This window comes from Chryseobacterium endalhagicum, from assembly GCF_016745235.1.
GTDB classification, from domain to species: domain Bacteria; phylum Bacteroidota; class Bacteroidia; order Flavobacteriales; family Weeksellaceae; genus Chryseobacterium; species Chryseobacterium endalhagicum.
The window spans coordinates 1-19,788 of the sequence record NZ_JAELVM010000002.1; the positions used below are offsets into that span (position 1 = coordinate 1).

A 19,788-nucleotide genomic window follows, 5' to 3' on the forward strand; every position below is an offset into this window, starting at 1 on the left:
CGCTCTCAGTCTCCCGAAGGAAACCTACCGCTCGGCTTGCATGTGTTAGGCCTCCCGCTAGCGTTCATCCTGAGCCAGGATCAAACTCTCCATTGTATGTTTTTCCTGACCCGCTCAAAGTTTATTACGCTTTAGTTTTTTTCTTACTTGGTTGTTATATTGTATGTCAATGATCTTTTTTCTTTCCGCAATCTATAAGGAATCTTTTCTGTCGTTCTGTTCCTTATTTGCGGTTGCAAAAGTAAGTATTTATTTTTTAATGGCAAAATGTTTTTAAAGAAAATTTAAAGTTTTTTAACTAACCCTAAATCCTTTCAAAACCTTTATCCTTATTAACTTCTGCTCCCCGTTTAACCGGACTGCAAAGATACAAACTTTTTTAACTCCCACAACTTTTATTGCTAAAAATTTTAAAAGGTTTTTTCCTATATCCTAAAGTTAATCCTAAATAATTATGCTTATCTAAAAGCTCTTCTGCGCTACTGTATAACTCTCGTTTTTCAGTGGGGCAAAGATAACAACTTATTAATACGCAAAACAAACTTATTTAACATAAAATTCATGATTTTGTAATATTTAATTCTAAACAATTGATATTCAAATAGAAAAAGTTTAAACAATAGTTTAAACTTTTATGTTATTTATGCAGGAAAAGGCTTTATGGCTTATTTTGTGAGTAGATAAGGCTTAAGAATTCGGCAAAAGATTTTTCCAATCCTATAATATCGCCGGATTTAAGGTTTAATCCGCCAGTTCCTGAAGTGTCTGATTTTATTTTTGCTGAAGAAGCCTGAAAATACAGGTTTTCCTCATTGTTTTTAGGCTGAACTTTAATTGTAGACCCTAAAAGCTTCTTTGTAGATACTGTGTATATTTCTCCCGGAATAATATCAAGGGTAAGGTAAGACCTCGGAGCCAATACATAGTCCTTCTTATTGATATTAATTTTCTGATCTTTATCTGAGGAAGCAAAAACATACAACCTTCCCTTCTGCACCGCCAGATTTTCTTTAGGCGTATAGTAAAGGGCTATTCTATAGTTTGCCGGATTGAGAGGCTGCGGAGTTCCATCAATATTCTCAAACGGTTTAAGTGAAAATGTATTGGCTCCTATTTCTTTTGCCTTCTTATATATTAAGGAAAAAACTTCTGCATCATCATTTGAGAATCCCTGGACTTCAATTTCGCCCAAATATTCGGCACCTGTTACCGACTCTGCTTTTTTATAGAGAAACTTATCTGTATTGTCATTCGTTTTTTCAACTTTTGAAAGGTATACATTCTGCGCATTGCAGAAGGAAATACAGAATATGGAAAGGGCAAGTGCCAGATTCTTCATCATATTATGGGTGTATTAGTAATTTAACGGATTCTTCAAGACTGTTCTCCCAATGTTTAGGCTCAATCCTGTAGATTTCTTCTATTTTATCGAGAGACATTGTACTTCTGGCCGGTCTTTTAGCAGGCGTAGGATACTGTTCTGTTGTAAGAGGATTTAATTTAACTGATGACTCTGAAAACTCTGCAATCTTTTTTGCAAATTCAAACCAGGTTGTTTCGGGATAGTTTGAGAAGTGAAAGATTCCGAAAGTTTTATTGGGTGTTTCAATAATATCCATGATTGCTTCTGCAAGATCATTCGCGTTGGTAGGCTGGCCGAACTGGTCTGCTACAATTCCTAGTTCTTCTTTCTGAGAAAACAGGCTCAGCATGGTTTTAACAAAATTCTTATTGAATTCTGAATATAACCAGGAGGTCCTTAAAATGATGGTCTTTGGATTGATCTCTAACGCCAATTCCTCTCCTTTTCTTTTTGATTCACCATATATTCCTGTAGGATTGGTGAAATCATCTTCAGAATAAGGAAGATTGGTATCTCCGTCAAAAACATAGTCGGTAGAAATATGAATGAGGATGGTTTTATGGTCTGTACAGGCCTGCGCAAGATAGGCAACTCCATCAGCGTTCACGGCAAATGCCTTGTCTGCTTCTTTTTCTGCCTGATCTACGGCTGTATACGCTGAAGCGTTGATGCAATAGTCAGGCTTGTTATCATAAAAGAAACTACTGACCTTATCTTCGTCTGTAATATCTAAGGTTTGTGAATCTGTGAATATGAATTCGTATAAGTGTTCAAAATCCGGTGCTATTTTTCTGATACAGTTACCCAACTGTCCGTTACTTCCTATTACGGCTATTTTTTTCATCTGCAATATTATTAGTTTACTTTTCAAATGACTGCTAAAACTGATTTTTAGCTGATCAAGAATTTTTTGCGTTCTGGGATCTTAAGAACTTCACTCTCGGCTGGAAATCTTTCTGCTCAAGGTCTACATAGAACTTTCCGAAGGTTTCTCTGATATCTTCCGGATGAACTTCTGACCTTCTGGTTTTAAGATTAAAATAAATCACAGTCACCCACAGTACGGCATGAACTGTTTTTTCATCCAGGCTTTTCATGAGGATCTCAACTTTAGCGGTTCTGTCCTGAACTTCGATGGTTTTGCTGCTGATCACAACCTGGGTATTGTACCTTACTTCTTTCAGATAAGCAATTTCGTTCTGAATAGCAATCCATGTACATCCTGTCTTTTTGGTATATTCTTCGTACGTAAATCCATAAAATGTTTCTACATGGTCTTCTCTGGCATTGAACATATAATCCAGATATTTCACATTATTCAAATGCCCAATTGGATCACAATCGCTGAACCTGACTTTTACGGTTGTTGATACTTCTTTTTCCATAGCGCAAAAATAAAAAAACCGCCCCTAAAAGAGACGGTTAATTTATAAAACTTTGTTAATTTATTAGTTGATTCCTAATTCTTTCTTAACAGCAGCTGTTGCATCAGGACCTCCTTTGTAAACAAAAGCACCAGAATTTGCATCCAGGATAAATTCGTATCCGCTAGCTTTAGCTACTTTCTCGATAGCATCATTCAGTTTTTTCTCGATAGGACCGAAAGCTACATCCTGCTTACCTTGAAGATCTTTCTGAGCTTTGTCCTGCATTTGCTGGATTTCTTCTCCTAATTTCTTCATTTCAGCTTCTCTAGCTGTGTTTTCTTCAGCAGTTTTTTTAGGAGCTTCAGTTTGATATTGCTGATATTTAGCTTGAGCAGCATCCGCTTTTTTCTTGATTTCAGCTTGTTTTGTATCAAGGAAAGTCTTTATGTCTGCATCTGCTTTTTTCTTTTCAGGCATTGCATTAAGAATTCCCATTAAATCTACAGAAGCTATTTTCTGAGCTTTTGCCATACTTACCGATACAACCATTATAACCGCGGCAAATAATACACTTAATTTTTTCATAATTGGTAAAATAAATAATTTAATTTGTTTTTAGATTTTAATTTTTGGTAAAAGTTAATTGAGTGAATTACTTTTTACTTTTACTGCTTGTCTTTTCTTTTTTTTCTGTACCCTTCAGTAAGATGGTCAATACTTTTTCTGTATAATCGTATCTTGGAAGAAGGAAGATAACATTGTCACTAGTTTTATCAAGAACTGTGCCCAATCCGTTTTTCTCAGCCATGGTTTTTACAGCACTCCAGATCTGATCCTGAAAAGGTACCACCAGATTTGTTCTAAGCTTTGTAATTTCACCATTGACTCCAAAACGTAAGCTGGTAGTGGTTTTGATGTTTTTTTCAAGATCCATTACTTCTTTTTCACGAAGTTTCAGCTGATCTCCTATCAATAATACTTTTTCACTTTCAAATGCAGCTTTTTTTCTTTCGTATTCAGACTGCAGATTTTGAAGTTCTGACTGCCAAGTATCAATCTGCGAGTTTAATCTCGCTTCTGCTTCTTTGTATTGCGGCATTTTATCCAGGATAAGCTGCGTATCTACTACTCCTAATTTCTGGGCGTTGGAAAACCCGAAAACCAGGAACAATACAAATGTGAAAATGAATTTAAAATTTTTCATATTTATGATTATAATGATTGGTTCATCAAGAAGTGTGTCTTCCATCCGGATGGTTCTGTACCGCTCACGGTTCTGTCAAATCCATAAGCAAAGTCAAATCCGATCAAACCAAAAGCTCCCATGTAAACTCTTACACCAACACCTACTGATCTTTTCAGCTGGAATGGGTTGTAGGTACTCCACGAGTTCCATACGTTCCCCCCTTCTGCAAAGGTAAGTGCATAGATCTTAGCGGTCTGGTTCATAGAGATCGGGTATCTTAGCTCTAATGTAAATCTGTTGTAGATTGTACCTCCACCTCTTTGGGTAATATCGTCTCTTTCTCCTCCGTATGTGGAAGCATTTTCATAACCTCTTAAAGGAATCAGTTCTCGACCGTCATATCTACCACCGAATAAACCAGTTCCACCTACATAGAATCTTTCGAATGGCGGAGCTCCAAGTTTTTTGTTATATCCGTCCATGAATCCCATTTCTGCGGAAGATCTCAATACAAGTTTTCCTGCTACTTCATTATAAACATCAGCTTTGAACTTGATCTTGTAGAATTCCATCCACTTGTACTTGTCCACCGGTGTCATTGTAGAATAATCTTTATTGCTGAACAATGAATAAGGTGCCGTCAGTTTAGCGGAAAGTTCAATATTTGAACCCATTGTCGGGAATATCGGGTCAATACCGGCAGAGTTTCTGCTTAAACCTAAGTTAAGACTTAAGTTATTGGCATCTCCGTAATATTCCGTTGTATCTCCAAACTGGAACGGATAGTTCTTAAATGTATATTTCTGGAACTGAAGTCCTGTGTACAGGGAGAAATAATCATCCGGCCAGTTCAATAATCTGTTCAGACCTACTGATGCGGAGAAGATATTAAGCTTCTGATCGTTTCCACTGCTGTCATTATATTTTACTCTGGATGTATTCAAACTTACGGAAAGCGCGGTAGGTCTTGTACCGAACAACCATGGCTCAGTAAATGAGATCCCGTAGTTCTGGAAATACTGACCAGCCTGTGCCTGGATAGACAAAGTCTGACCGTCTCCCTGAGGTACCGGCTTAAAGTCTTTGAATTTAAGGAAGTTTTTTAACGAGAAGTTGTTGAACGTCAATCCAAGGGTACCGATAAAGCTGTTACCTCCGTAACCTGCCTGTAACTGTACCTGAGAAGATCCTTTTTCAACCAGTTTCCAGTTGATATCTACGGTATTATCCTGCTGATTCGGCTGAATATCCTGACCTACCTGCTGTGGATCGAAGAAGGTCATCCCTGCAAGATCGAAGTAGGTTCTTTTAATTTCTGTCTTTTTGAAAAGCTCACCCGGTTTTGTTCTCAGCGCTCTTAATACAACGTGGTCATGGGTAGTGGTATTTCCCTGCCAGGTTACTTTATTCCAGGTAGCCTGCTCTCCTTCGTTGATTCTGATCTCAAGGTTTACGGCGTCTCCGGACACAGATTTCTCTACCGGTGTTACGCTGGAGAAAAGGTAACCGTTATTCATGTAAACAGATTTGATATCTGAATCATCTTCTTTACCTCCGTCTTCTCCTACTTTTTTGTTGAAACCTACAGCATCGTAGATATCTCCTTTCTTATATCCAAGCAATCTCTGTAAGTACTCAGTAGCATAAACTGTATTTCCGGTGAATGTAACATCCCCGATATAATACTTCTTACCCTCATTAAGCTTTACATTGATTTCGAAATTGTTTCTTTTGTTTCTCCATACGGAATCAGAAACGATGGTTGCATCTCTGTATCCAAGGGAGTTATAATAGCTGATAAGACTCTGCTTATCTTCCTGATATTTTTCTTCGATGAATTTTGAAGATTTAAGGATTCCTCCGATACCAAATCTTCTTTGTTTGGTTTCTTTGAATGCCTTTTTTCTAAGCTTTGCATCCGTTACGCTCTGGTTACCCTCAAATTCGATATGGTCAATTTTTATTCTCTTGCCCTTATCTACAGTGATGGTCCAGTCTACCATAGACGGATCATTTGCATTGACTTTATCCTGAATGGTGATTTTAGCATCAGCAAACCCTTTTTTCACATAGTCCTTAGGCACTTTCGTTTTAAGGCTGGAAATCAGGTTTTGAGTGATTTTTGTTCCCGGTTTCAGGTTGTTGTCCTTTGTAAGTTTTTCATTTTTGGATTTACCAATCCCTCTCCCTGCGAATTTTACTTCTCCAAGTTCTTTAAGGTCTTCAAGGTAGAATCTTAAAACTACGGTCTGCCCTTCAATACTCTGAACATACACTTCAACTTCTGAAAAAGACTGGGTATCCCATAGCTTTTTAACAGCGTTGCTGATTTTCTGTCCGGGGATATCTACCACTTCGCCTTTCGTTAAGCCCGTAAATCGTAAGATCTGAGCCGGCGTATATTTTTTTACCCCATCTACAACAATGTCTTTAAGAGTGTAAGTTCCTGCTTCATTTTCTGCGTGTACAGCACTATTTACTTTGGTGCTGTCCTGAGGAGTTACTTGTCCATAAAAATGTGCCGAAGCAGCAAACATGATGATGGGTAATAGTCTAAACTTCATTTTATCGAGTCTTTCTTTTCTTTAAATTTATTGGGCTTTGATCTGATCGCCGGTTAATCCGTATCTTCTTTCCTTATTCTGATAATCTACGATACACTGGAAGAAGATATCTTTTGTAAAATCCGGCCATAAGACATTTAGAAACTGTAGTTCTGCATAAGCAATCTGCCAAAGAAGGAAGTTGCTTATTCTTATTTCCCCGCTGGTTCTGATCAGCAGGTCCACAGGAGGAAAGTCTTTTGTATAAAGGTAGCTTTCGAATAATTTTTCATCAATATTCTCAACATCTACATTTCCCTCTTTCACATCGGAGCTCACCTTTTTCACGGCCTCCAATATTTCATTCTGGGATCCGTAGCTTATTGCCAGTACCAGGTTTCCTTTTGTGTTTTCTTTTGTAAGCTCTATTACACGCTCCAGCTGCTCTCTCACAAGGAGAGGTAGTTTCTCAAGATTTCCTATCACATGCATTCTGAGTCCTTTGCTGAAGATCTCTTCTGCTTCAAGCAGTAAGGTTTCTACCAGCAGATTCATCAGTGTACTTACTTCCTCAGCCGGACGGCTCCAGTTTTCGGAAGAAAATGTATACAGTGTTAAATAGGGTATATCTATTTCATTACAGGCATTAATGGCATTTCTTACTGCATTAATGGCATTCTTGTGGCCGAAAGTTCTTTCTTCGCCACGAGTTTTTGCCCATCTTCCATTACCATCCATAATGATGGCGACGTGTTTCGGTAAATTCTCAGAATTTATTTTATCTTTAATCAACGACATATTAATTAATCACAATAGCATGGCGGTCTTCCGAATGAATAGGTAAGACCCAAACTGAAAGTATTCATCCAGTCTTTGGACCTTTCATCACCAATATTTCTTTTGCCTAAAAGTTCTTGTTCTCTTTCTTTTGAAACTGCATAATAGTTTCCTGACTGCAGCAGTGAACCACCGGTAGCAGGATCCAGAATATCTCCATTAAAACTGGACGTTAAATCACTAGACAATAGTCTGCTGTGATCCAGCTGATCCGTAAGTGTATATCTGAATGTAGCTTCCGCAAATATAGCCCAGCTGTGGTTGAACTTATATTTTAAACCTACCCCAAACGGGATATGCATTGTTACTTTTTTTCCTAATGAATATACCGGTGTACTTTTAAAGTCCAGTTCATTAAGAGGAGCCTGTGCTACCCCGTCTGCATCTCTTCTGAAATCATGCACAAGATCTGCTTTGGGAGCATCAAACATCAATGCACCGATACCTCCGAAGATGTATGGGCTCACCATGCTTACCTGCTCATTATTAACAGGGAAAAGATTGTATTCGAACATTAAGCTTGCTTCGTATACGTTATTTTTTCCGTATGAGTTTCTATTCACTCTATATTCTTCTTTCGCAGCTTTATCGCTGAACTGGATCTGGTTGTATCCAAGGTCCAATCTCACGGTTTGATGCGGATTAAAATTAAATCTATATAATAAACCTCCATAAAAGGGGAATCCCCACTCTGACATCCTGTCCAAATCCAACGGCTTTTGTAAAATATAATTGGTCCTCCCTATGTCCCCCACCAGGTTACTCATACCTAGACGAACTCCCAATTCGTTTCTTTGTGCTTTAACACTTACCATTCCAAGGAAGGCAATAAAGCTAAACAATAATTTTTTATTCATAAAAGAATATGGATTTATGGTTATTTTAAAATTTAATTTTTGCAAATATAAAACTTTTTTATATTAATGATATTCTTAATGTATAGTTAAAAATAAACAAAAAAACATAATTTGTTATAAAGTAAACGGCAAAGTGGCAAAAATATTCTTTTTTCCTTAGATTCCAAATACTGACCGTATAAAAAAACCCCCATTTGCTGAGGGTTTAAAACGCTATTTTTTATTAAATATTGTTTGTACCTTATTCCGTATTCTTATCAGTAGCGGTTCTTTATAATTTTTATCTTCATCAAAATAACCGTAGCCATATCCATATCCGTAACCATATCCGTAGCCCTGCTTCGTGTTATAATCATTATAAATAAGTCCTAAATGATTGATCTCTTCGCTATGATACTTCTCAGTGATCATTTTGAGCATGTATTTTTCAGTATATTCATGACGCACCACATAAATATTGGCATCAGAATGTTTCATCAGTTCATAGGAATCCGCTACCAGACCTACCGGCGGCGAGTCGATGATAATGAAATCATATCTTTCTTTAAGCTCTTCAATAAATTTGATATTCCTTTCACTCATCAGAAGTTCTGAAGGATTGGGAGGGATCGGTCCTGAAGTTGCTACGTCCAGATTCGGGATCTTGGTATTGTTGATGATCTGCTCCAGTCCTACTTCACCGGTAAGGTAATTGGAGATCCCATATTTATTATCAATTTTAAAGTCTCCGAAGATCTTAGGTTTTCTAAGGTCCATCCCGAGTAATATGGTTTTCTTATCGCTTAATCCTATTACTGAAGCAAGGTTGATGGAAACATATGTTTTTCCTTCTCCACCAATGGAAGAGGTCACCAAAATAGTTTTTCCTTTTCCTTCTTCCTTATTATTTTCCATCAGAAACCTTATACTGGCTCTGATTCCTCTGAATGCTTCTGATACTGATGACTTAGGCTGTTCAAGAACAGTAAGCATATTCTCGTTGCTGTTGTTTCCGATCACCCCAAGAAGCGGGATCTTCGTTGCGCTCAATAGTTCTTTAATGTTTCTGATCTTATTATCCAGAGCCTCTCCAATCAGGATGAAAAGCAACGGGAATAAGAGCAGCCCGCCCATAATTGCCAGCTTAATGGCTTTTACATTAGGGCCTATAGGAGACTGTCCAAGATTCTTGGCAGGGTCAATTACTGTAATATCAGACTGGTTGGTCGCTACTTTCATCTGCGCCTCATTCTGTCTGGACAACAAGCTATTGTATGTAGCTTCTATCATATTATATCCCCTTTCTGCATCTAAATATCTTCTTTCTTTTTCCGGATATGAGTTCAGATCACTATTAGCTTCAGCTACCTGATTGTCTATTTTACTGATCTCATCATAATATTTCGTATAATAATTTCTTAAAGTACCGTTTGCCCCCGTTTTGGCTTCATCAATAAGCCTGTTTACCTCTTTAATAGGTTCAGAATTGGGCCTGTAAATAGTGGCCATTTCTCTTTTCTTAGTATACAATGCTTTCAGTTCTGTAACGGATGCAGAAAAGAAACCGTCCTCAAAACCAGCAGCATTGGTGCTGATCATCCTATCAAAATCCTGGGCCTGAAGTGTTGATTTAATGCTGTTCAGAGAGGTTATTTTACTTATAATATCCGCTTTCTTGGCTTCAAGGTCTTTTATTTTATCCAAAGACTTTTCGTCTCTGTCTTTAATATTATATAGTTTCTCAGAGGTTTTCAGATAATTCAGCTCTGCCGCACTCGAATCCAGCTTTTTACGGATATTGTCAAGATTGGCCTGCAGATAAAGGTCTGTATTCTTATTAACGATATTCTTGTCGGCAAGTCTTTTCTTCTGAAGCTCAGTTACCGATTTATTTAAGAAGTTGACTGTACTGTTAAGGTTAAAGCCTTTTTTCTTAATGATCATGATGGTTCCAATTTCCTTATCGAAATCTACCCCAACTGTGGATATAATCTCATTAACGCTCTGATTGACAGAACTAAGCACAACAATAATGTTATCAACTTTTATTTTAGGGATCTCCGGGTTTCTAACCAGTCTGAACCTAAGATTCGGGGAATTGTACCATTCATTGATCTTTATGATCTTGTTGGCAGGTCTGTTATAACTGCTCACCGGCTGAAAACCTTCCACTTCAAAATTATACAAATTTGTAGATTGTCCCTCTTCCGGAAGAATCACTTCATAGGAATCCCCTCCTTTCGGGATCAGGGTAATCGCGTAATTGATCTGCTGAAGGTGCTTTTTGTCTATCTGCAGGAAAACCGGTGAATCCGTTTTGTCTATATAAGTTGATTTAATAACTCCTTTAGTCGAGTAATTAACGAAAAGATCAAGCTCTTTTACCAGGAACTCGTTATGAGATCTGGACAAAAGCATCTTTTTCAGGTACATTCCATCCTGATTTCCACTCTGCCCCCAGATAAAGTTGATAGACTGGTTGGGTGTAAAATAACTGGACGTATTATTGGACACACTCAATGAAAGGTCCGAAGAATAAATATTCTGCGCGTAATATTTACCATATACCCACGAAATGATATAACCTATCAGTAATACAAATGCAAACCAATACCAGTTTTTGAGAATTCTTTTCACAAAATGCTCCATATCAAATAATGCAAACGATCCGTACTTTTCCTTCGGGGTATCGTTTTTTGCTATTTTCGCGTCGTTCTCTGGAATCATGGTTAAAGGTTTTTAAGAAGCAGATAGATTGATAATGCTGTCGTAATCACCGATACCCCAGTCGTTAAAGTCTGTACAGGATCTTTTCCGAATCCGTTCAAGCTTTTTCCTCTGGTATTCAGATAGATCTCATCTCCATTCTGTACATAATAGTATGGGGAATTCATAATATCTTCACGGGTAAGGTCTATTTTTGCCACCTTGATTCCTTCCGGCAGTTTTCTGTGGATAACGATATTTTTACGGTCAATGGTCCTGTTTAAACCTCCGTTAATAGCTATCGCTTCTGTAATTGTCAGCGTATTTTTATGGGCTACTTTTTCACCTGAAAGGCCTGTAGTTTCCACATCTCCCAGTATATAATAAGTGATTCCGTCTGTATTCAGTCTTACTTCCGCTTTACCTTCCTGAAAGTTTTCATTTACTTTTTCCTGAAGCTCCAGGGTAATATCTTCAATTGTTCTTCCTTCAGCTTTTACATATCCTATTCCGAATACATTGATATCTCCTTTGGAATCCACCTTCAGACCATTAAAATAAAAACTGACGTTTCCTCCATTAGATCCACCGCCGCCGCCGATTCCTCCTACTCCACCACGGCCTCCCATTGGAGAGCTTCCGGAACCCGTAACGCCTCCCGAAGAGTTCAGAGAAGAATAAAACTGAGCCGCATCTCCTTTTGGAGTGGTCACAATATTAAGGTTAAGAATGTCGTTTTTGGTAATTCTGTACGTGGGAATATTGTAGGGAATAAGTCCTTCTTCATTAATGACCAGGCTTTCGCTGGGCTGCATGTATCTTACATCTTTTTTGGTGATGCAGGATGTAATAAAAAAGGGGAATAGTAAAAATAAATACTTTAAGTTCTTCATCATGTTTGAATGTATTGCAAAAGTAAAAATTAAATTGTTATTTTCTTATTATTTCGTAAACGATAGATCAAATCCGGTAAATATGCTCCAAAGAAACCTAATAAAACAATAATCAGCAGCAACAGATTGATATTAATATGCCTCAGATAATAAGCTACCGCTACGATCATGAGATAATACACAATAATATAAAATGTGGAACGCCTGTGCGTAAGATCCAGTTTCAGAAGTTTGTGGTGAATATGGTTTTTGTCTGCGTCGAAAGGCGATTTCTTATTGCAGAGTCTTATAATAATCACATTCAGGGTATCCACAATTGGCAGAATAAGAATTGCTACGGCTACCGCAGGAGCAGACTGAAGGTGATACCTCGGTACATTGGGAAGCTCTCTATCTATAAAAATATCAATAAAGCAAATGGAGGTAAAAGCCAGCAGGAAACCTAACAGCATAGATCCCGTATCGCCCATGAAAATTTTATTGGTTCTGTAATTGGATAAATTGTAATAAAGAAAAGCCAGCACGGTTCCTATAATGATTGCCGACAAAACGACCAGCGGATAATTATATTCCCCCAATCTGTAGTAGCTTATCCCGAAAAGAGCACTGCATATCACCGAATATCCTCCGCCCAGACCATCAATCCCATCAATAAGGTTGAATGCATTGATCAGAACAATAAACGTAATAATGCTGAAAATCACACTGACAATATATCCCATCTCATAGATTCCGAAGATCCCGAAAAGACTTCTGATCCTGATGTCCGATCCTATGACCACCAGTGAGGATACGATGATCTGTGCCACAAGTTTTTTATAAGCCCGCATGACCACAATATCATCCATCACCCCAACATATAAAAGGATAATTAAAGACGCGAATAAAAATTTATAGAGATCAAAAAGTTCATAGGCAAAGATTGATGCACAGATTCCGATGGAATAAAAAATGGCAATTCCTCCAAGATTGGGAATTTTTCTGAGGTGGGAACTCCTTATTCCAGGCTCATCCATAAGATTTTTTCTTCTGGAAATCTTAATGATGGTAGGTATAGAAAAAAAGGTGATTAAAAAAGAGAATAGAAAACCTAACCCTATTTTTACGTAAAAAATAGAAATCCCTGATTCGCTTAAGAACAATTCAAAATTCTTCATTTTTTTTTATCAAGTACAGCTCAATGCGTCTCATAAAACCTATCAAACAGCTCACAAGAAGCTATGTGTCAAAGTCTTGCTGATGGCTGAAACCATTGCACTTATCATTTGTGTTAAATTATTTTTCTTATCAGTTTCTTTTGCCCGGCAAAAAACAGCAGATAAAAAATCTTTTTTTTCAACGGCAAAGATAAAAGATAATTCTTACCAAAACGACTATAGTTCAATATATCTTGAATATTTATTTTCCTTTCTTTCATAAAAACAGCCAGTTCATCCGCCATTTTATTAAAAGTTTTCTCATCCTTCACAAAAGCGACATACGCGAGAAAAGAGTATACTCCTTCAAAGATCTGAAAATTTTTCAGTTCCTTTTTTTTATGGGAGTAAGCAGATTTTTCAAATGCATATTCCACATCTTTTACGGCTTTCAGGATATCCAGTCCTTTTTCGGTGTGCGTTTTCGTGATAGAATCCGTACGTTCCAGATACTGATAATGAAAATTCTGGGTCTGGGCAATAACAGGACATTCCAGAAGCAGCTGCGGAATGAGTTGAATATCTTCAAAATGAACTCCTTTTTTGAATTTCTTCTGATCAAAAAGTTCTTTTTTAAACAATTTGTTGCAGGCAAAATAACTGAGGTCTGAAAAAACGGAAAAATGATCTTCCATCTCTATCTTTTCAGCCATATTGGGAATCTGCGTCAGTTTTTGGGTGATTTCACCATTCTGATCCACTTTCTGGATATTGCAGATTACCATTTTAGCGTTATGTTTCCGGGCGAGCTGCAGCATTTCTTCAAACATCGTTGCTGTAACATAATCGTCGCTGTCCACAAAACCTATATATTCTCCCGAAGCTCTTTCCAGTCCGAAATTCCGGGCATCACTCAGACCGCCATTTGCTTTGGTGAAAGCTTTTATTTTATCAGGAAATTGAGCGGCATACTCATCAATGATCAGTGCAGAATTATCTTTGCTGCCATCATCCACCACCAGGATTTCGATGTCCTGAAGGCTTTGGTTCACCAGAGAATCCAGACATTTGGCCAGATAATTTTCTACATTATATACGGGAACTATAATTGAAACCATTATTTTACGCCTTCTAAATTAACGATACTTTTAGCTAAAAAATCACTGAATTTCTGATAACCCAGCTTATTTAAATGAAGCGGGTCCGCATATAAATTACGGTCTTTATCAAAATCACGGCTTACTTCATCAAAATTCAGCATCACTACTTTCTGATCCAGTCCGCTTGTTTTCAAATCTTCCTGTAAAGTCTTTCTGTAGTCAGGGATTTTAAATGCTGTGCCACCGTTCAAAACCAGCTCTGCGCTTTTGTTACTGAGTGCGCTGATGATATTTTTCCGTTTAAAATCTTCTTCCAGTCCGAACTCCGGCATGGAAACCACTACCGGTTTGATGTTGTAATTCAGCAGTGTTTTAATGATCATCACCATATGATGGCTGTAAAACTGAGGCCCCAAATGCATCGCAGCATCATTTACCCCAGCGATTACAATGCAATACTCCGGTTTTTCCTCGATGATTTTTTTGGAGGAAAATTCTTCACCATCCTCTTTAAAAAGGTTTTCGTAAATCCTTTTGGTCTTGGCTCCGGGATTTCCGGATGAATAAATTTTCGCGGGAACTCCCTGAGCTGAAAGCTTTTTTTCTAAAAGCGAATCCAGATTCAGCCGTACGACCCAGCTGTCGCCGAGAATACCGATCTTAAGCCCTTTTTCCGCCTTTGCTTCGGAAATGAAATAGCTTTTCTCGCCTGCATAGGAGTATTTATTCCAGAAATAGACCACAGTGAATATTCCTAACAGCAGAATAGCACTTAAAAATATCTTCTTTTTCATCTTGTTTGTGTATACTTAAAAGGTCAGCCTGGGATTAAGCGTTCCTCTTTTTGCTTCTTCAAAATCCTTTTTGGAACACGGAATACAATTTTCTATATTATCATCGTCTCCGAAATACCACAGATTGCTGAATGTATCCCGCTTGAAAGCATATTGGTCATCATCAATCAAAACATAGAACAGTTCAAAATGTCTTTCTCTCGGGTGCGACCTTTGGATATTGATTCCTTCGATCAGGTACCAGATCATCTGAGCCAGCAATTGATGATTCAGCTGGTTTTCTGAATAAATATTATAATTGAAAATTCCAACAGATTGTAAATTTTCGCTCAATCCGATTTCCTTCATGTAAGCACAGATTTCTCTTCTGTTCAGCCCATTCACCTGTGGATTCATTGAAAAAGGCTCACTGAAACTTTCAATGGCATCACAGTTCAGGGTAACCAGATCTGCCTTCCTGAAAAACGGCTCGGTTTTCTCTGTTGAATTCATCATTTCTGCCAGACGGACAATATCAAACTGTACTTCTTTAATCAACCTTACAGAATCTGTTTCGTTCAGATGTTTCTGATAGCCTAAATGATGATAGTTTTTAATCGAAAAATTCTTGGACCCCAATATTTTTCCTAAAAAGGTCAATTCATTAATAGTTTCGCCCTGCTGAAGGGAGATAATATTGCTGATCTGGGTATAGTTTATGTTTTTCTTGTGAAAATTCAGCGTTGAAAACATGGAAAAGGCAAAATCATTGGACCCGCCGATAACTACCGGCAGCGCTCTTTTGTAATGACACGCAGACAAAACCTCCTGCAGAATATAATGAGAATCCTGAACCGATTTCCCCGAAACCAGATCTCCAAGATCTACAATGGGAATATCAAAATCCAGTTTTGAAAGTTTATAAAATTCTTTTCTTACCGATGTGAAATCCTGTACTTCCGCATCACCGCCCGCTCCTCTGTAATCCGAAACAAAGAGAAGCACAATGCTGTCTTCTTTGATATCTTTCGTGATTCTGCTGCCGATCTGCCAGCTTTCTGCTTTGAAATTCCTTGGTGAAATGATAAAATCTTCAAAATCCATATTTTTAATCTGAAAACTTGAGAATAAGTTAGTGTATTAAATTACTTTTCCGAACAAACATACAAAAAAACCACAGCAAGTATACAGGCTGTGGTGTATTTTGTTCATAAAAAAAGCCGTCAACACTTAATGTTAACGGCTTTGTATACTTCTATTAATATTACTTCTTTTTTGCGGCGGTCTTTTTTACTGCCGTTGTTTTTTTAGCAGCAGGTTTTTTGGCAGCAGGCTTCTTTTTCTCAGCAAAAGCGTTCTTGTCCTGATCTGTGATCCACTTTTTAACCTCATCCAGGGATACATCTTTCAGCTCTTCCGCATCATATTTTGTATCATCTTTTTTCTTCGGAATCTTGAACATGGCTTTCCCGAATTTTACAAAAGGTCCCCATCTTCCATTCTCAATAGAGATTTTTTCTTTCTCCCATTGCTGGATATAACGGTTGGCTTCTTTTTCCAGTTTGGCATCAATCAGTTCATCGATGTCACTCTGGGAAAGGTTGTCGAAATTATATCTCTTCGGAACATTTATAAATATATCCTTGTATTTGATGAACGGTCCGAATCTTCCAGTTCCTTTTGTTACAGGATCTCCTTTGTAGCTGGCAATCGGAGCATCTGCTTTTTTCTTTTCGTTGATGATCTCTTCTGCACGCGCCTGGCTTACAGAAAGCGGATCTTCACCTTTTGGAATACTGATAAATGTTTCGCCCCATTTCACATAAGGTCCGAATCTACCTACTCCCACGGAAACGGGTTGTTCTTCAAATGCATTCAGTTCAAAAGGCAGTTTGAAAAGTTCCAGTGCCTCTGCCAGAGAGATGGTTGCAATGTTCTGCCCTGTCATCAGTGAAGCAAAGATTGGCTTTTCTTCATCTTCCGTCTCACCGATCTGGATCATAGCTCCGAATCTTCCGATTCTGGCATGAACATTTTTACCGGTTTTAGGATCTACTCCAAGAAGTCTGTCGCCATTCGCACGATCTGCATTTTCTTCTACATCTTCGATTCTCGGGTGGAACTTGGAGTAGAAATTGGTCATCATTTCCTTCCACTTCTGGTCTCCGTTGGCAATTTCGTCAAAACTTTCTTCTACTCTTGCCGTAAATCCGTAGTCCAGGATTTCTTTGAAGTTATCCGTAAGGAAATCATTCACTACTTCCCCGATATCTGTCGGTACAAATTTATTCTTATCGCCCCCGAATTTTTCTTCAAGAACTTCTTTTTTGATCTTATCTTTTGTAAGAGACATTCTCACCACTTCACGGGTTTGAGGATCTATCTCCCTTTTATCTACATATTCCCTGTTTTGAATGGTCTGGATCGTCGGTGCATACGTAGACGGACGTCCGATTCCCAATTCTTCCAGTTTCTTCACCAGACCTGCTTCCGTGTATCTTGCGCTTGGTCTTGTGAATTTTTCTGAAGCTGTGATCTTTTTGTAGCTTAAAATTTCGCCTACACTGACTTTAGGAAGGAGTTTTTCATTGTTTTCTTCATCATCATCCTCTGTTTTTACGATTCCGTAAGCTTTTAAGAAACCATCGAAAATGATCACTTCACCCTGCGCTTCAAAATGCTGAGGCAATGATGCATTCCCAATTTCAATCACCGTTTTCTCAATTTTGGCATTAGCCATCTGAGAAGCAAGGGTTCTTCTGTATATTAACTGGTATAATCTGTTTAATTGAGCATCCCCGATACTTTTCACGGCAAAATCTGTAGGACGGATCGCTTCGTGAGCTTCCTGTGCCGATGCAGATTTCGTAGTATAATTTCTTGGTGAGGAATATTCAGCTCCGTATTCTGAAGTAATCTGCTTTTTAGCGCCTTCTATAGCTTCCTGCGAAAGGTTCACAGAGTCCGTTCTCATATAGGTAATGTATCCTTCTTCGTACAGCCTTTGTGCCAGACGCATGGTATTGGTTACATTGTATCCCAGTCTTGAAGAGGCTTCCTGCTGCAGCGTGGAAGTGGTAAACGGTGCAGATGCGGAACGGGTTCCGGGTTTTGTTTCTACATTCAGAACTTTGAATTCCGTTGTTTTTGCTTTTTCAAGGAATTTTTCTGCGTCTTCTTCTTTTTCGAAATCTTTTTTAAGTTTGGCTGCGATTTCCTGTTCGTTGTTATTCAGGAAGATCCCGTCCAGCTTGAAACTTGCTTTCGGACTGAACTCTCGGATTTCTTTTTCTCTTTCAACAATCAATCTTACGGCTACAGACTGCACCCTTCCTGCGGAAAGACCCGGTTTTATTTTTTTCCAAAGAACGGGAGACATTTCAAAACCTACGATCCTGTCCAGAACTCTTCTTGCCTGCTGGGCATTTACAAGGTTCTGGTCAATATCTCTTGGATTATCAATGGCTTTCAGAATGGCATTTTTAGTAATCTCGTGAAAAACGATTCTTTTCCTGTTTTCAGGCTTCAGTTTCAACTCGTCAGCAAGATGCCATGCGATAGCTTCTCCTTCGCGGTCCTCATCGGAAGCCAGCCATACCATTTCGGCTTTCTTTACAGCAGCTTTTAATTCTGTAACCAGTTTCTTTTTGTCCGCCGAAACTTCGTAATCGGGACTGAATGTGGCAAGGTCAATTCCCATTCCTTTTTTCGGAAGGTCACGGATGTGTCCGAAACTTGATTTCACTTCAAAATCCTTCCCTAAATACTTCTGAATAGTTTTTGCTTTTGCCGGTGACTCTACGATTACTAAATTTTTCGACATTCTAAAAATTTTTTGCAAAAGTAAACCTTTTTTATTAGATAGGTTTTTGGAATTACATTTTATTTAGCAATTCAAGGGGAGCAACAAACACTCTATAAAGAATTCCCTCGAATGTAAAACCTCTTCCCGACATCTCGACTCTGTAGATTAATGAGAAAATAATAATGAACAGTGTGATATAAAAGCTTTTATTAATAACGATAGGTCTAAACACGTATGCACAAACGTTTTTCTCTAATAATAAAGCAAAAAGTACAATCGTAAGCATCATGTGAATATACATCCACCTCCCCCAGTCTATAGCCAGATAAAACAGTGGAAAAGAAAATAAGAACGCACCAATTAATAAAATAGATACCACCTTTCGGTTATTTAGATATTTTAAATAATACCCGATATGAAAAATACTTAAACCCAGGCTTATCAAATACAACAGGTATTCGTTAAGATGCTGTTTAATATAATCTCTTTCATTTATATTCCAATATAAAATTCCGTAGGTAGGATGAACTCCCTTTTTGGCAAGAATCTGCAGGGACATTCCTTCGTTGATATTCTTACCGAACTTTAAAATCAAAAGTGCAGGGATTCCAACCGAGAGGAAATATTTAATATATCTTTTAAATTCCCGCTCCCCGGTTTTCAGATATAATGCAATGGCAAAATAAGGAACATAAAACAAAACCACTTCATGAAAAAAAGTTGCTAAACAAAGTGTAGCACAGAAAATATATTCTTTATTTTTCGAAAGCTTTTCATTATCCAGAAGGTATACAAACCATGTGAATAAAAGAAAAACTATAAATTCTTTTTTTCCTACATAACTCACTGTATTTAAAAGCCCTACAAATCCTATGGGTGAGAGCAGCAGTGACAGATAAAGAAAGTCAGTAAATTTATACCGGATGAGCTTAATGAACAGTAAAAAAAATCCTGAAATAATTGAAAACTGGGCCAAATAAACAAGATAATTGAGTCTTAAATTCGTAAAATCCTGAAGCAAAAAGAAGAAACTTCCCGACAAGCCTCTTCTTTTAAAACCGCCATCCTGATAATTGATCAGCCAATCTGCAAGGATATATCCGTCGTCTTTAAGATTGTAATAATAAGTAAATAACAGTGTATAAGCAGCCGTAACTGCAACAAGAAGATAAATAAAAATCTTGAGATTGAAATAGGGTACAATTTTTTCTAGCATCATTTGTGTGTTTAAAATCTGGAACAA

Annotated in this window: 16 protein-coding genes and 1 rRNA gene; all 17 read right to left on the minus strand. The window is 37.8% G+C overall.

Translation table 11 applies throughout. The features are described from left to right. Positions 1–96: ribosomal RNA gene (locus tag JET18_RS10315) — 16S ribosomal RNA — on the minus strand; the annotation flags it as partial. 562 nt (positions 97–658) lie between these two features. Continuing rightward, on the minus strand, positions 659–1,342 hold the full coding sequence (locus JET18_RS10320; protein ID WP_228728531.1) for a hypothetical protein: 684 nt from the start codon (positions 1,340–1,342) through the stop codon (positions 659–661). A 1-nt stretch (position 1,343) separates the two neighbouring features. Continuing rightward, positions 1,344–2,252, minus strand: a complete 909-nt coding sequence (rfbD, locus tag JET18_RS10325) for a dTDP-4-dehydrorhamnose reductase (protein WP_317193263.1) — start codon at positions 2,250–2,252, stop codon at positions 1,344–1,346. Between the two features lie 10 nt (positions 2,253–2,262). Further along, the gene (locus tag JET18_RS10330) at positions 2,263–2,748 is read right to left on the minus strand and encodes an acyl-CoA thioesterase (RefSeq protein WP_202090792.1); all 486 of its coding nucleotides are present in this window, start codon (positions 2,746–2,748) and stop codon (positions 2,263–2,265) included. Positions 2,749–2,811: 63 nt separating this feature from the next. Next, complete coding sequence (locus tag JET18_RS10335) at positions 2,812–3,315, minus strand: OmpH family outer membrane protein (RefSeq protein WP_202090793.1); 504 nt, start codon at positions 3,313–3,315, stop codon at positions 2,812–2,814. Between the two features lie 67 nt (positions 3,316–3,382). Next, positions 3,383–3,934 (minus strand): OmpH family outer membrane protein, encoded by a 552-nt coding sequence (locus tag JET18_RS10340; protein ID WP_202090794.1) that lies wholly within the window; start codon positions 3,932–3,934, stop codon positions 3,383–3,385. A gap of 8 nt (positions 3,935–3,942) precedes the next feature. Then, a complete protein-coding gene (bamA, locus tag JET18_RS10345) occupies positions 3,943–6,480 on the minus strand; it encodes an outer membrane protein assembly factor BamA (RefSeq protein WP_202090795.1) in 2,538 nt (845 codons plus the stop codon). 27 nt (positions 6,481–6,507) lie between these two features. After that, on the minus strand, positions 6,508–7,257 hold the full coding sequence (locus JET18_RS10350; protein WP_202090797.1) for an isoprenyl transferase: 750 nt from the start codon (positions 7,255–7,257) through the stop codon (positions 6,508–6,510). Positions 7,258–7,262: 5 nt separating this feature from the next. Beyond that, positions 7,263–8,153 (minus strand): type IX secretion system protein PorG, encoded by an 891-nt coding sequence (gene porG, locus JET18_RS10355; protein ID WP_202090799.1) that lies wholly within the window; start codon positions 8,151–8,153, stop codon positions 7,263–7,265. A 213-nt stretch (positions 8,154–8,366) separates the two neighbouring features. Further along, on the minus strand, positions 8,367–10,859 hold the full coding sequence (locus tag JET18_RS10360; protein WP_202090801.1) for an exopolysaccharide transport family protein: 2,493 nt from the start codon (positions 10,857–10,859) through the stop codon (positions 8,367–8,369). A gap of 2 nt (positions 10,860–10,861) precedes the next feature. After that, positions 10,862–11,734, minus strand: a complete 873-nt coding sequence (locus tag JET18_RS10365) for a polysaccharide biosynthesis/export family protein (RefSeq protein ID WP_202090804.1) — start codon at positions 11,732–11,734, stop codon at positions 10,862–10,864. Between the two features lie 26 nt (positions 11,735–11,760). Then, a complete protein-coding gene (locus JET18_RS10370; RefSeq protein WP_202090806.1) occupies positions 11,761–12,888 on the minus strand; it encodes a glycosyltransferase family 4 protein in 1,128 nt (375 codons plus the stop codon). A gap of 113 nt (positions 12,889–13,001) precedes the next feature. Further along, complete coding sequence (locus JET18_RS10375) at positions 13,002–13,985, minus strand: glycosyltransferase family 2 protein (protein ID WP_202090807.1); 984 nt, start codon at positions 13,983–13,985, stop codon at positions 13,002–13,004. Beyond that, on the minus strand, positions 13,985–14,761 hold the full coding sequence (locus tag JET18_RS10380) for an SGNH/GDSL hydrolase family protein (RefSeq protein ID WP_202090808.1): 777 nt from the start codon (positions 14,759–14,761) through the stop codon (positions 13,985–13,987). The genes JET18_RS10375 and JET18_RS10380 overlap by 1 nt, the downstream gene beginning before the upstream one ends. Before the next feature lie 15 nt (positions 14,762–14,776). After that, positions 14,777–15,844: a formimidoylglutamase gene (locus tag JET18_RS10385; RefSeq protein WP_202090809.1), complete on the minus strand. Its 1,068-nt coding sequence runs from the start codon at positions 15,842–15,844 to the stop codon at positions 14,777–14,779. Positions 15,845–16,004: 160 nt separating this feature from the next. Beyond that, positions 16,005–18,563 carry a type I DNA topoisomerase gene (gene topA, locus JET18_RS10390; protein ID WP_202090810.1) on the minus strand — a complete coding sequence of 853 codons (2,559 nt, stop codon included), beginning with the start codon at positions 18,561–18,563 and terminating at the stop codon, positions 16,005–16,007. A gap of 52 nt (positions 18,564–18,615) precedes the next feature. Then, positions 18,616–19,764 carry a hypothetical protein gene (locus JET18_RS10395; protein WP_202090811.1) on the minus strand — a complete coding sequence of 383 codons (1,149 nt, stop codon included), beginning with the start codon at positions 19,762–19,764 and terminating at the stop codon, positions 18,616–18,618. Between the last annotated feature and the right edge of the window lie 24 nt (positions 19,765–19,788).

Excerpts from the sequence above, each read along its gene's own strand:
- JET18_RS10320 (WP_228728531.1), bottom strand. The coding sequence starts at position 1,342 with ATGATGAAGAATCTGGCACTTGCCCTTTCCATATTCTGTATTTCCTTC.
- JET18_RS10330 (WP_202090792.1), bottom strand. The coding sequence starts at position 2,748 with ATGGAAAAAGAAGTATCAACAACCGTAAAAGTCAGGTTCAGCGATTGT.
- JET18_RS10335 (WP_202090793.1), bottom strand. The coding sequence starts at position 3,315 with ATGAAAAAATTAAGTGTATTATTTGCCGCGGTTATAATGGTTGTATCG.
- JET18_RS10340 (WP_202090794.1), bottom strand. The coding sequence starts at position 3,934 with ATGAAAAATTTTAAATTCATTTTCACATTTGTATTGTTCCTGGTTTTC.
- bamA (WP_202090795.1), bottom strand. The coding sequence starts at position 6,480 with ATGAAGTTTAGACTATTACCCATCATCATGTTTGCTGCTTCGGCACAT.
- JET18_RS10350 (WP_202090797.1), bottom strand. The coding sequence starts at position 7,257 with ATGTCGTTGATTAAAGATAAAATAAATTCTGAGAATTTACCGAAACAC.
- porG (WP_202090799.1), bottom strand. The coding sequence starts at position 8,153 with ATGAATAAAAAATTATTGTTTAGCTTTATTGCCTTCCTTGGAATGGTA.
- JET18_RS10360 (WP_202090801.1), bottom strand. The coding sequence starts at position 10,859 with ATGATTCCAGAGAACGACGCGAAAATAGCAAAAAACGATACCCCGAAG.
- JET18_RS10365 (WP_202090804.1), bottom strand. The coding sequence starts at position 11,734 with ATGATGAAGAACTTAAAGTATTTATTTTTACTATTCCCCTTTTTTATT.
- JET18_RS10370 (WP_202090806.1), bottom strand. The coding sequence starts at position 12,888 with ATGAAGAATTTTGAATTGTTCTTAAGCGAATCAGGGATTTCTATTTTT.
- JET18_RS10375 (WP_202090807.1), bottom strand. The coding sequence starts at position 13,985 with ATGGTTTCAATTATAGTTCCCGTATATAATGTAGAAAATTATCTGGCC.
- JET18_RS10380 (WP_202090808.1), bottom strand. The coding sequence starts at position 14,761 with ATGAAAAAGAAGATATTTTTAAGTGCTATTCTGCTGTTAGGAATATTC.
- JET18_RS10385 (WP_202090809.1), bottom strand. The coding sequence starts at position 15,844 with ATGGATTTTGAAGATTTTATCATTTCACCAAGGAATTTCAAAGCAGAA.
- topA (WP_202090810.1), bottom strand. The coding sequence starts at position 18,563 with ATGTCGAAAAATTTAGTAATCGTAGAGTCACCGGCAAAAGCAAAAACT.
- JET18_RS10395 (WP_202090811.1), bottom strand. The coding sequence starts at position 19,764 with ATGATGCTAGAAAAAATTGTACCCTATTTCAATCTCAAGATTTTTATT.